Source organism: Arthrobacter sp. ISL-95 (assembly GCF_018613695.1).
Classification (GTDB): domain Bacteria; phylum Actinomycetota; class Actinomycetes; order Actinomycetales; family Micrococcaceae; genus Arthrobacter.
In genome coordinates this window covers 115,523-128,121 of record NZ_JAGGPR010000009.1, presented here as the reverse complement: position 1 = coordinate 128,121, position 12,599 = coordinate 115,523, and the positions used below count along the sequence as shown (strand labels likewise).

Here is a 12,599-nt window from a genome sequence, read left to right as displayed (position 1 = left end):
GCACTGTAAGGACCCATGACTCCCGAGCAACTCATGTCACTGCGGGCGACGTTCCGCTCGCCCCGCCGCCTCCTGACGGAATCCCTCGCGGGGCTCGTGGTGGCATTGGCATTGATCCCCGAGGCAATTGCGTTCTCAGTGATTGCCGGGGTGGATCCCCGCATCGGGTTGTTCGCTTCCTTCACCATGGGCGTGGTTACTGCAATCGTGGGCGGGCGCCCTGCCATGATCTCGGCGGCCACCGGTGCCGTTGCCTTGGTAATCGCACCTGTGATGAAAGAGCACGGGCTCGACTACCTCATTGCCACCATCATCCTGGCGGGAGTTTTCCAGATCATCCTGGCTGTCCTTGGCGTCACCAAGCTGATGCGTTTCATCCCGCGATCCGTAATGATCGGCTTCGTGAACGCCCTGGCAATCCTGGTGTTCATGTCCCAGATGCCCGAGCTCTTCAACGTGCCATGGATGGTTTATCCGATTGTCGTTGTGGGCTTGGTGATCGTGTTCGGGCTGCCCCGCATCACCACAGCCATCCCTGCACCCTTGGTGGCGATCGTGGCCATCACCCTGGTGACCGTTTTAGGGAACGTCGATGTTCCTACAGTCAGTGACAAAGGGGAGCTCCCGGACAGCTTGCCCGGGTTCTTCCTGCCCAACGTTCCCCTAAACCTGGAAACATTCCGGATCATCGCACCGTTCGCGTTGTCCATGGCGCTGGTGGGCCTGCTGGAATCGCTGATGACCGCCAAGCTGGTGGACGACATCACGGACACCCGCTCCAATAAGACCCGGGTCTCCTGGGGCCAGGGTGCCGCCAACATCGTCACGGGTTTCCTTGGTGGCCTGGGTGGATGCGCGGTGATCGGTCAGACCATGATCAACGTCAAGGGCTCAGGAGCTCGAAGCCGGCTCTCAACGTTCCTTGCCGGCGTTTTCCTACTGGTGCTGGTGGTTGTACTGGGCGATGTTGTGGGCATGATTCCCATGGCAGCGTTGGTGGCAGTAATGATCTTCGTTTCTCTGATCACCTTCGACTGGCACTCAATTCGCATCTCTACCCTCAAACGGCTGCCAAAATCGGAAACCGCTGTCATGCTCATCACTGTTGCCGCTGTCGTGGCGACGCACAACCTCGCGGTGGGTGTCGGCGTCGGCGTCTTGACCGCCATGGTGCTCTTTGCGCGGCGGGTGGCCCACTTCGCCACCGTTGAGCGGACGGAACTCGAGCTCAACGGTGAAGTTGTTGCGACGTACACCGTGGACGGCGAGCTGTTCTTCGCTTCCTCCAATGATCTGTACACGCAATTCGATTATGCGAAAGATTCCTCAGACGGCATAGATCGGGTGATTATCGATCTGCATGGCTCCCACATTTGGGACGCCTCCACGGTTGCAGTACTCGATTCAGTCACCGAGAAGTACCGGAATCACGGGCGTGAAGTCGAGTTCATTGGCCTCAACGAAGCCAGCGTTCGCATGCGTGAACGGTTGGCGGGGAAACTCAACTCCTGACGAAGCAGCGATTGTCTGACATATACACGTTTGCGAATGTAACGAATTCGCTCCTCTTAGGCGCCGAGTGTGAGCATGGATGAATGCTTGAGGCAACCAATTCCCCCTCGAAACCCGAAGAAACTGCTGCGCCCGTCAACGCCGCACTGGCCGCTGAAGCCAAGATTGCGCGCATTGCCGTCACAGTGTTCCCGCTTCTGGTGGTGGTTGCCGGCGTTCTCGGCTTCCTGATTCCCGATCTGTTCAAACCCATGGGCGTCGCAGTTCCGTACCTGCTGGGCGTCATCATGTTCTGCATGGGCCTTACCCTCACCCCGCCGGACTTCGCCTCGGTTGCCCGCCGTCCGTGGGCTGTGGCGTTGGGAATTGTGGCGCACTACGTGATCATGCCCGGTGCTGGCTGGCTCATTGCGGTGCTCCTGCAGCTGCCGCCGGAGCTGGCCGTCGGTTTGATCCTCGTTGGCTGCGCTCCCTCCGGCACTGCATCCAACGTCATGGCGTTCCTTGCCAAGGGCGATGTTGCCCTGTCCGTGGCTGTCGCCTCGGTATCCACGCTGATCGCACCCCTTGTGACCCCCGCGCTGACGCTCTTCCTGGCCGGATCCTTCCTGCACATCGACGCCGGCGCCATGGTGATGGACATCGTGAAGACTGTGTTGCTGCCGGTAATCGCAGGCCTCCTCGCCCGCCTCTTCCTTTCCAAGGTTGTGGCAAAGGTTCTCCCGGCACTTCCGTGGGCATCCGCCGTCGTGATCTCCCTGATTGTGGCAATCGTTGTGGCCGGGAGCGCCAGCAAGATCGTCGCTGCCGGGGCCATCGTGTTCCTGGCGGTAGTCCTCCACAACGGCTTCGGCTTGGGACTCGGATACCTGGCGGGCAAGCTAGGCCGCTTGGATGACAAGGCACGCCGCGCGTTGGCGTTCGAGGTGGGAATGCAGAACTCGGGCCTGGCCGCCACGCTGGCCACAGCACACTTCAGCCCCCTGGCAGCATTGCCGTCAGCCGTGTTTTCGCTGTGGCACAACATCTCCGGTGCGATCGTGGCCGCTTGGCTGGCACGCCGTCCGTTGAAGGACTAACTAGCCCTCCGTAGTGCCGCGGCGGTGCAACCTCCACGGTGACGCCACCCGGACACCCTCCGCCGGTGTGGTTCCAGCGAGCCGATCCAGCAACATGCGGACAACCTGCTCGAAGATCGGATCCGGACCAACGGTAGTCAAAGCAGGATCGTAGTCCTGGCCCTCGGTTGAATTCCCCACGCCCACAATCTGGACGTCCTCAGGCACGCGGAGCCCAAGGCGGTAGGCAGCACGGATCGCCTGCAGCGCCTCCATGTCATCGGTGCAGAAGATGGCCGTGGGCCGGTCCGTCAGCTGGAGCAGCTCAAGGGCCGATTGATACGCAGCGGCCGGGCGGTGATGTGACGTCCTCACCAACGCCTCGTCCACGGGAATGCCGGCCTTCTCCAGCCCGGCTGCGTAGACGGCAAAGCGGCTCTTGGGCCGGCCGGTGGGGTCTGCTCTGCGGATGCAGGCGATTCTGCGGTGCGACGCCGTGAGAAATTCCATGCATTCTGTGAGTCCGGCGTCAGTCTCAGGAGCAAGGACATCGAATCCGGCTGCTTTCATGGTCCCTGAGATGACCACTTGGGCAACGCCTCGGCGGGCCAGCTCGGTAACTGTCTGGTCCTCGGACGTTGCTTCCGGGAAGTAGCCGATGATGACGCCGTCGGCGCCGCCGGACATCATGAACTTCCGCCAGTCGTCGCCCAGCAGGATCACCGGTTGGTATCCGTGCTCAGGAAGAATCCTCGCTGCGGCGGTGGCGAGGGCGCGGTCCCACGGCCATTCGAGATCTCCGATGGCCACGGCCACCACGTCCGTCCTGCCCCGACGCATCCCCCGCGCAGCCTGATTGGGCACATACCCGAGTTCTTTGACCGCTGCCAAAACACGGTCCTGCGTGGGCTGACTGATACGGGTGGTGCCACCATGGCGACCGGAGAGAACGTAGGACACGGTGGTCAATGAGACGTCGGCCGCCCTGGCCACGTCCCGAATGGTGGGCTTGGATCCCTTGCTCACGTTGCGACTCCTCGTAGACAGCGGATTTGTTGAACTCTATCCGCTGCCGGGCTGGACTCCTCTTGACGCAATTAGTTGTGAACGTTAACAATTGCGGGAGTCTATTAATACAAAGCGGGAGATTATTCGATGAAGAACTGGGCAGGAAATCTTGAGTACTCGTCAGCTGACGTCCAGCGGCCCACCACCGTGGATCAGCTGCGCGAGCTCGTAGCTCAGGCCGCCCGGATCAAGGCCCTTGGTTCCCGGCACTCCTTCAACACGGTTGCCGACACAGACGGAACACACATTCTGCTCGATGCCCTCCCCCAGGAGGTTGTGTTGGACACCGCGAAAAACACAGTCAAGGTCAGCGGTGGCATCAGCTACGGGGCTCTGGGCCGAGCGCTCGAGGAAAAGGGCTACGCCATCCACAACCTCGCCTCCCTCCCTCACATCTCAGTGGCCGGCGCTATTCAAACCGGCACGCACGGCAGTGGAGTCAACAACCCCTCGCTGGCTGCCGCCGTCGTCAGCGTTGACCTGGTGCGCGCCTCCGGCGAGCTGGTGACCCTCACAGCGGACGACGACGAATTCCTCGCCAGCGTGGTGGGAATGGGCGCACTTGGCATTGTCACAGGGCTGGAGCTGGCGGTCCGGCCGAGCTATGAGGTCCGGCAGCGCGTGCTCACCAACCTGTCATGGGAACATGCTTTGGCGAACTTCCAGGCCATCGCATCCAGTGCCTACAGCGTCAGCTTCTTCACCGACTACTCCGGCGACACCATCCCCCAGATCTGGCTCAAAGCGCTGGACACCGAAGCTCCGTTGCCGGACCTGTTCGGCGCCACCCCCGCGACGGCAGCCATGCACCCCCTCCCGGATATGTCCGCGGAGAACTGCACCGAGCAACTGGACGTCGCAGGTAAGTGGCTGGACCGTTTACCCCACTTCCGCCACGAATTTACGCCCAGCAACGGCGAGGAACTGCAAAGCGAATTCCTCCTGCCACTGGACCAGGCACCGGCCGCACTTCAGGCTGTCCGGGAACTCGCCCCCAAGCTCGCGCCGCTCCTGTTCGTCTCTGAAATCCGCACTGTGGCAGCAGATGAGTTCTGGCTCAGCCCGTTCTACCAGCAGCAAAGCGTGGCGCTCCACTTCACGTGGAAACCGCTTCAGACCGAGGTGGAAGCAGTGCTGCCCGAGCTTGAGGAAGCCCTGCGTCCGTTCGGTGCACGCCCGCACTGGGGCAAGCTCTTCACACCCGGCCAGTACGACTTTGCTTCTTTGTATCCTCGGTTTGAGGACTTCCGTGCCTTGGTCCAGGCGAACGATCCTTCCGGGAAGTTCCGCAACGAACTGCTGGACAGCGTGCTCGGCATCTCCGCAGCGACGCACGCCTAGCGCCGCTATTCGATGTGTGCCAGCACGGCTCCGGCTGTGACCACGCCACCGGGTGCGGAAAAGACCTCGGAGAGCGTACCTGTCCGGTGTGCCGGGACCTGGGTTTCCATCTTCATGGCCTCCAGGACCACCAACGGATCGCCAATTGCAACTTCCGTGCCGGGTTCCACCAACCACTTCACTACTGTTCCGGCCATGCTGGACACGAGCGCAGATTCAGCAGGTGAGTCGTCGCTGCCTGGGACAGAACCCGGCGTATCGCTCGGCCCAGTAAACGCAGGAATGCCCTGACCGGAACGAGCCCAGCCATCCAACAAGTCTGCGGGGAGCCCAACAGCGAGGCGTTTCCCGTCCACGTCGATGGTGATGGTGCGCCTCTCCCCTTCCGGGGCCACCACGTTGTATTCGGGATCCACGGGGATCTGGTCTGCGAAGTCCGTCTCTATCCACCGGGTGTGAACGCGCATTCCTGCAACGGATGTAAAGTCTTCGGACTCCAGGACCGCGCGGTGGAACGGCAGGACGGTTGCGAGGCCAGTGATGTTGGTTTCGGCCAGGGCACGCCGGGCACGCCGCAGTGCTTGCTGCCGGTCAGCTCCGGTGACGATCAGTTTGGCCAACAGGGAGTCGAATTGCGGCGCGACGAATGAGCCTGACCGGACTCCGGTGTCCAAGCGGATGCCTGGACCGGTGGGCGCCTCAAAGGAAACAACTGTGCCCGGGGACGGCAGGAATCCGCGTCCAACATCCTCGGCGTTGATACGGAACTCGAAGGAGTGTCCCCGGTCCACGGGATCCTCCGTGATGCTCAACGGCAAGCCGGCGGCAATGCGGAACTGCTCCTGCACAAGGTCAATCCCGGCAGTTTCCTCTGTGATGGGGTGTTCAACCTGGAGGCGCGTGTTGACCTCGAGGAAGGCCACGGCGCCGTCGGCTGAGACCAGGAACTCCACCGTTCCGGCCCCGTAATAGCCGGCCTCGCGAACAATGGCCTTGGAGCCCTCGTAGATTTGCCGCCGCTGTTCATCGCTCAAGAATGGGGCGGGAGCCTCTTCCACCAGCTTCTGGTGGCGGCGCTGGAGTGAGCAATCGCGTGTGCCCACTACAACTACATTGCCGAGTTTGTCCGCGATGATCTGTGCTTCCACATGTCGCGGCCGGTCAAGGTATTGCTCCACGAAGCACTCGCCACGACCAAAAGCAGCAACAGCTTCACGGACTGCGGAATCGAACGCTTCTTCAACTTCGGCGAGCTCCCGAACCACCTTCAGTCCACGGCCACCACCACCAAAAGCAGCCTTGATGGCCAGCGGAAGTCCGTGCTCCTCTGCGAAGGCCCGGGCTTCCACTGCGGAGGAAACGGGACCGTCGCTGCCGGCAACCAACGGGGCACCAGCGCGGACTGCTATGTCGCGGGCTGTGATCTTATTGCCCAACTGACGTATCGACTCCGGCGAGGGACCGATCCACTCAAGTCCGGCGTCGAGCACTGCTTGTGCAAAGTCCGCGTTCTCGGACAGGAAACCGTACCCAGGGTGGACCGCGTCTGCGCCGGATTTCTCCGCAATGGCGAGCAACTTTCCCATATTCAGGTACGTGTCAGCCGGCGAATTTCCGTCCAGGCTGAAGGCTTCGTCGGCAGCGCCAACGTGCATGGCATCGGCATCGATGTCTGCATAGACGGCCACCGACAGGATGCCGGCGTCGTCACAGGCACGGGCGACGCGGACGGCGATTTCGCCACGGTTCGCGATCAGGACCTTGCGCATCAAATACTCACTTCTCTGGGGTCTTCGTAAAAGTCGTGGTGAAGCTCGGGGCATCCGGAACGAGCCGGAAGCGGATCTTTCCGCCGATGGGGACCTGTGCGGCGAGATCAAGGTGTTCGTCACGAACCACACCAATCACCGGATAGCCGCCGGTGATGGGGTGATCGGCCAGGAACAGGACGGGCAATCCAGCAGGCGGAATCTGGAGGGCTCCAGCCATGGTGCCCTCGCTGGCAAGCTCCCCCTCCCGCGTGCGCTTCAGCGGTGTGCCATCCAGGCGCATGCCCACACGGTTGGACTGGGGAGTGACCAGCCATTCCTGGGCGCAGAGGGAATCGAGTGCTTCTGAATTGAACCAGTCGGCACGCGGCCCAGGAACTACGTCCAGCACCGTAACCCCCACTCCTGGGAAGTCCGGCTGCAATTCGGGGGCCCCAACTGCGGTGGAGGCCGTGTCGTCACCGACAGCGAGGACCTGCCTGATGGCCAGTGGTGCCGGTCCGATCCCACTCATGGTGTCCGCCGAGCGACTACCCAGCACCTCCGGGACATCCACTCCGCCACGGATAGCCACATAGTTCCGGAACCCCGACTCCGGAGCACCCAAGGTGAGTACTTCGCCGTCCAGCAACGCGAACGGGGCTGCCATGGGGACGGTTCGAATGGCACCCGGCTGGTCGGCGCCGTCGTCGGACCCTAACCACGACGGCGACTCGATAGTCAGCGTGACGTGCGCACCTGTCACAGCAACTACTTGGTCGCCAACAGCTTCCACTGTGAGGCCCCCGTTGACCGATTCGATGGCCGCAGCGGAAGGAGCGTTCCCCACCAGCCGGTTGGCCCGCCGCAGGGAAGCCCGGTCCAGGGCTCCGGCAGCAGAGACACCCAACGGACCATAGCCCCGACGGCCGAGGTCTTGGATCAGGCTCTGCGCACCCGGGTTGAGAATCTGAAGGCCGGACTCAGGGTGGTGCTCCTTTTCGGGCTCGCCGGCAACCGAGGCTCCAGCAGTAACAACTTCGCGGACTGCCCGGTACTGAACCCGATCACCGGGCCTGGCAAGCGCCGGTTGTGCCCGGCCCAAGTCCCACATCCTTGCACCGGTGCGTCCAATCAGCTGCCAACCCCCTGGAGACCGGCGGGGGTAGACGGCGGAGTACTGTCCACCGAGAGCCACCGATCCAGCGGGAACAGCCGTGCGCGGGGAAGATCGCCGTGGAACTGTGAGAACCTCGTTTTCGCCCACCATGTAGCCGAAGCCTGGTGCAAAGCCAGCGAAGGCGACCGTCCAGATCTGGCCCGTATGAGCTGCTACGACACCGTCCGCGCTCAGTCCGGTGAGCTCCGCGACGTCGGCCAGGTCGTCGCCGTCGTACACGGTATCAATGATTACCAGGCCGGAGTCAGTGACCTCCGGCACCATCAGTTCCAACTCCATGAGCCGTGCGCCGATGGCGCGGGTGGCAGCCGCGGATTCACCAACCACCATCACCGTTTCTGCGGCGGCAAGAACGTCCACTTGCCCGGGGAGCGGGGACTTGTTGAGCATGTCCTGCAGCGCGAGGACATCCTGGAGACCGTCCAATTCGGCCAGCACGGCACGGGTGCCCACGGGCCTGACGGAGCGAACCCTCTTGGCTGTGGGTGTGTGCATCACGGTTTCCATTGTTCGCTACGCCGCCGGCTGAGCGTGGGTTCCCTGAATCAGTCGGACATCTTCTTCCGGCTTGGGGTCACGGCCGAGGAGCATGCCGACGATCGTGACAACAGAGGCAACGAGGATGTACACGGCGATCAGGTACCAGCCACCATCAGCTGCCCCGTAGAGCGCGGTGAAGATGATGGGAGCAACGGCTCCACCAATGACACCGGCCAGGGTGTAAGCCAAGGAGCTGCCGGCGTAACGGAGCCTTGCCGGGAACTGCTCGGTAATGAAAGCCGCCTGCGGGCCGTACATGAAGGCGTGGAGAGCCAGGCCGATCACGGTGCCGATTGTCAGCATCACTACGGACTTGCCTTGGATCATCAAGAAGAAAAGGGGAATGTAAGCCGCGGTTGCAGCTGCGGCGATGCCGTAAACCCAGCGACGATTGACGCGGTCCGTGAGCGCACCGGCCGCCGGGATCAGGAAGAGCTGGAAGGCAGAGCCGATCAGGATGGCGGACAGAACGTTGCCGGTGGTCATGCCCAGTTCCTTGGTGGCATAAACAGCAACGAACACCGTGAACAGCGCATAGAGGATGTCAGGGCAAACACGGGAAAGTGCTGCGGCTACCAAAGCCTTGGGTTGAGTGGTGAAGACTTCCTTGATGGGAGCTTTGGGACGGTCACCGTGGGCCTGGATGGCCTTGAATACAGGGGTTTCTTCAAGCTTGAGCCGGATGATCAGACCGAATCCCACCAGGAGCGCGGAAGCCAGGAAGGCCACGCGCCAGCCCCAGGAGAGGAAGGCCTCTTCACTCAGGGAAGCGGCGAGAATAGCGAGGACACCGTTGGCCATGAGGTTGCCGGCGGGCGGGCCGATCTGGGCTGCAGAGGACCAGAAGCCGCGCTTGTTGGGGTCGCCGAATTCGCTGGACAGCAGCACCGCGCCGCCCCATTCTCCGCCCACGCCAATGCCCTGGGCCAGACGCAGCAGCACAAGAATGGTGGGTGCCGCGACGCCGATCACTGAGTAATCAGGCAGTGCACCGATGAGGACCGTAGCCGCACCGATCAGGACGAGCGTGAAGACCAGGACGTACTTGCGGCCAATCTTGTCGCCCAGACGCCCGAAGATGACGCCACCAATAGGTCGGGCCAAGTAACCCACTGCAAATGCTGAGAAGGAGAGCAGCAACGCCACGAATTCGTCGTTGCCCGGGAAGAAGATCTTGGGGAACACGAGGGCCGAGGCCACGGAGTAGATGGCGAAGTCGTAGTACTCAAGCGACGTTCCGGTGAGGCTGGCTACGTACGCTTTGATGGCGCCGGGCGGTGGCTTCCTTGTCACTGCCTTGGCTGCATTGTTGGTGCTGGTCATGATGTCCTCCGGGGGGATGAGGGTTGTGGTGCAGAGCCTTGATGGAGCTAGAGGAACGAGCCGACAGTTACGCCGGCATCGCCCAGAGCGGACTTCACTGCGGTAGCCATTGCCACGGCTCCGGGTGAGTCACCATGCACGCAGATGCTCTCTGCGCGGATTTTCAGGATGGAACCGTCAATGGTCCTGACGGACTGTTCGGTTGCCATGCGCAGGACGTGTTCAGCCACTTCCTGGGGGCCATGAAGAACAGCGCCGGGTTGGGAGCGCGAAACCAATGTTCCGTCCGGGTTGTAAGCGCGGTCCGCGAAGGCTTCGGGAACTCCCCGAAGGCCGGCTTCCTCGGCGAGGCGCAGGACCTCGGAACCGGGGAGGCCAAGGATCGGAAGGTTGGGGTCAACCGACTTCACGGCTTGTACGACGGCGCGGGCCTGGGCTGTGTGCTTGACGATCGCGTTGTAGAGGCCGCCATGGGGTTTCACGTACTGGACGCTGGCCCCGGCAGTGGCGGCCAACGCCTGGAGCGCACCAATTTGATAAACCACGTCGTCAGCCAGTTCAACGGGATCGATGTCCATGAAGCGGCGGCCGAAACCAGCGAGATCGCGGTAGCCGACATGGGCGCCAATAACGACGCCGGCCTCAACCGCCTTTTCGCAGGTGCTGCGGATGACGCTGGGGTCGCCGGCGTGGAATCCACACGCAACGTTGGCACTGGATACGGACTCAAAGATGGCCGCGTCATCACCGAGCGTCCAGCGCCCGAAAGACTCTCCGACGTCGCTGTTCAGATCGATGACTGCCATGATGTGATCCCTGCCTCGTGATGTGCGTTACATCTAGGATGCATCAATCTGCTGGATTGTTCAACAATCCAGCGATCCTAATTTTCGGCAATCGTGTAATTTTGGTGTCATGGCCGGTGTAGATCAGGAAAAAAGCGAACATGCCGGCATTGACAGCGCCCGGGCCCGGGTCCGCATGAGAGTTCCGTCCGTTGCCGAGAGAGTCGCCCAGGAACTGCGGTACCAATTGGCCGAAGGTTTCCTGGTGCCGGGCGCCAAACTGACCGAAGCCACCATTGCCGAGGATCTGGGCGTCTCCCGGAATACCGTTCGCGAAGCATTCGCCGAGCTGGCCGGTGAGCGGCTACTCCTCCGTCAGCCGAATAAGGGCGTCTTCGTAGCCACGCTTGAAGCAGGCGACATCCATGATGTCTACACGGTTCGCCGCGCCATCGAGGTCAGTTCCATCCGTGCGGGTGGCTCTCCGGAACGCATCGCCGCCGTTAGGGCCGCCGTCGAGGAAGGCAAGCGGGCAGCAGATGCCAACGACAATAAAGGCCTGGGCAGCGCAAACCAGCATTTCCACGGGGCAATCGTCGCCCTGGCCGAGAGCAGCCGCTTGAACACGATCATGGCGCAGATCCTGGCCGAGATGCGGCTCTACTTTCACAAAGCCACCTTGAACGCCCACTTCTACAGCGATTGGCTGAGGGAAAATGAGCAGATCTGCTCAGCTTTGGAAGCGGGCGAGCTCGAGTCCGCCGGAGACCTTCTCCTTGCCTACCTCAACCGTTCAGAACAGCAGCAGAGCGCCATCCACGGCGAATAGTCAGCGCTTGCCCTTCTTGCGTGAACCCTTGCCGCGGCCCTTGTCCGGATTGGGGGCGTAGCGCTGCGCGACTGCCGGCTTTTTGGGGCCACCGCCACGACGATCGGGCTTGGGTGCCTTCTTGGGTTTTTCCTGCTGGGCTGAAGGCTGACGGGAGCTCTGAGCTGTCCGCCCACGCACAATCCCGATGAATTCTTCGATCACGGGGCTGTCGGTTCCAACAAGCCACGCCAAGCCGATCTGCGTAACGGGAGCACCGGTCAGGCGCCGCATGACCGTGTCTTTTACGTTCAGGTGACGCGCCACGGACATGGGCAGTATTGCCAACCCCGCGCCGGATGCAACTACTTGGAGGGCCATGTCCGGCCCACCCATTTCGTCGATGTCTAGGAAGTTCTCCTCCGAAAGATCATCGACGGCCACCTCTTCAAACACTGAGATCTCGTGCCCTTTCGGAGCCACCACCACGGGCTGCTCTTCATACAAGGGAATGACGTTCAGGCCCTCGCGGTCCACCGGCAACCGAACAAAGCTGAGGTCAGCCAAACCGTCGTGCAACACCGAAACCTGAGCGGCGTCGTCGGACATGAACGAGTGCAACGGGAAGTTCGGCATCCGCTCCTCCCAACGCCGAATCCACTTCCCAGGCGTCACACCCGCAACGTAGGCGAAGCGGAGACCGGCTAGGGGTTCGGTTGTTTCGGCGGATTCTTCAGCGTCTGGCACACACTCACAGTACCGGCCAGATACCCTTGAAGCATGACGTCCTCGAACTCCCAGTCCATGAAGCCGGCAACAGTTGCCAAGAAACTCGGCATCTACCTGCCCGCGACACCCCAGGAGTTCCAGGATTCGTCCATCTCCCGTGAAGAATTCGCAGAACTTCAGGCCAACCCGCCGGAGTGGCTGACCGAGTTGCGCCGCAACGGCCCGCACCCGCGGCCGGTAGTCGCGCACAAGCTCAACATCTCCATCAGCGGCCTCGCCCGCGGCGGCGTGGAGGATGCGCTCACGACGGCGGAAATCACCGAGCTGCTGCAGGCTCCGCCGCAGTGGCTGGTCACCGAGCGCGCCACCCACGCTGCTGTCCGCTCCGAGGCGCAGCGCGTCAAGGATGAAGCTGCCAAGAAGGCCGCCACCAAGGAAGCCCGGGACAACGCCGCTGCTAAGCGCGATGCTCCGAAGACCTCCAAGCGCGATCACGCGTAAGTCTTA

Annotated in this window: 11 protein-coding genes; 5 read left to right on the top strand and 6 right to left on the bottom strand. The window is 62.1% G+C overall.

Going from position 1 to position 12,599, the window contains the following annotated elements; genetic code table 11:
* Nucleotides 1-15: 15 nt before the first annotated feature.
* Both J7I86_RS14530 and J7I86_RS14525 read left to right on the top strand, forming a co-directional pair.
* Complete coding sequence (locus tag J7I86_RS14530) at nucleotides 16-1,512, top strand: SulP family inorganic anion transporter (RefSeq protein WP_214820918.1); 1,497 nt, start codon at nucleotides 16-18, stop codon at nucleotides 1,510-1,512.
* Between the two features lie 83 nt (nucleotides 1,513-1,595).
* Complete coding sequence (locus tag J7I86_RS14525) at nucleotides 1,596-2,591, top strand: bile acid:sodium symporter family protein (protein ID WP_214820916.1); 996 nt, start codon at nucleotides 1,596-1,598, stop codon at nucleotides 2,589-2,591.
* Here J7I86_RS14525 and J7I86_RS14520 read toward each other — a convergent pair whose 3' ends face one another.
* Nucleotides 2,592-3,596 (bottom strand): LacI family DNA-binding transcriptional regulator, encoded by a 1,005-nt coding sequence (locus tag J7I86_RS14520; protein ID WP_214820914.1) that lies wholly within the window; start codon nucleotides 3,594-3,596, stop codon nucleotides 2,592-2,594. It abuts the gene before it with no gap.
* Between the two features lie 129 nt (nucleotides 3,597-3,725).
* Here J7I86_RS14520 and J7I86_RS14515 point away from each other — a divergent pair, with 129 nt between their 5' ends.
* On the top strand, nucleotides 3,726-4,979 hold the full coding sequence (locus J7I86_RS14515) for a D-arabinono-1,4-lactone oxidase (protein ID WP_214820913.1): 1,254 nt from the start codon (nucleotides 3,726-3,728) through the stop codon (nucleotides 4,977-4,979).
* A 5-nt stretch (nucleotides 4,980-4,984) separates the two neighbouring features.
* Here J7I86_RS14515 and J7I86_RS14510 read toward each other — a convergent pair whose 3' ends face one another.
* Genes J7I86_RS14510 through J7I86_RS14495 form a run of 4 tightly spaced genes read right to left on the bottom strand, consistent with a single transcriptional unit; the run spans nucleotide 4,985 to nucleotide 10,576 of the window.
* The gene (locus tag J7I86_RS14510) at nucleotides 4,985-6,748 is read right to left on the bottom strand and encodes a biotin carboxylase N-terminal domain-containing protein (protein WP_214820912.1); all 1,764 of its coding nucleotides are present in this window, start codon (nucleotides 6,746-6,748) and stop codon (nucleotides 4,985-4,987) included.
* A 7-nt stretch (nucleotides 6,749-6,755) separates the two neighbouring features.
* The gene (locus tag J7I86_RS14505) at nucleotides 6,756-8,414 is read right to left on the bottom strand and encodes a 5-oxoprolinase/urea amidolyase family protein (protein ID WP_214820911.1); all 1,659 of its coding nucleotides are present in this window, start codon (nucleotides 8,412-8,414) and stop codon (nucleotides 6,756-6,758) included.
* Nucleotides 8,415-8,420: 6 nt separating this feature from the next.
* Nucleotides 8,421-9,770 (bottom strand): MFS transporter, encoded by a 1,350-nt coding sequence (locus J7I86_RS14500; protein WP_214820910.1) that lies wholly within the window; start codon nucleotides 9,768-9,770, stop codon nucleotides 8,421-8,423.
* Between the two features lie 47 nt (nucleotides 9,771-9,817).
* Entirely contained in the window at nucleotides 9,818-10,576 is a 759-nt protein-coding gene (locus tag J7I86_RS14495; RefSeq protein WP_214820909.1) for a LamB/YcsF family protein, read from the bottom strand.
* Nucleotides 10,577-10,685: 109 nt separating this feature from the next.
* On the opposite strand from J7I86_RS14495, the gene J7I86_RS14490 reads away from it, so the two are divergent.
* Complete coding sequence (locus J7I86_RS14490; RefSeq protein WP_214820908.1) at nucleotides 10,686-11,384, top strand: GntR family transcriptional regulator; 699 nt, start codon at nucleotides 10,686-10,688, stop codon at nucleotides 11,382-11,384.
* Here J7I86_RS14490 and J7I86_RS14485 read toward each other — a convergent pair whose 3' ends face one another.
* Nucleotides 11,385-12,110, bottom strand: coding sequence for a LysR family transcriptional regulator substrate-binding protein (locus J7I86_RS14485; RefSeq protein ID WP_214820906.1), 726 nt, complete (start codon nucleotides 12,108-12,110; stop codon nucleotides 11,385-11,387).
* A 33-nt stretch (nucleotides 12,111-12,143) separates the two neighbouring features.
* Here J7I86_RS14485 and J7I86_RS14480 point away from each other — a divergent pair, with 33 nt between their 5' ends.
* Entirely contained in the window at nucleotides 12,144-12,593 is a 450-nt protein-coding gene (locus J7I86_RS14480) for a DUF5997 family protein (RefSeq protein WP_214820904.1), read from the top strand.
* Nucleotides 12,594-12,599 lie beyond the last annotated feature (6 nt).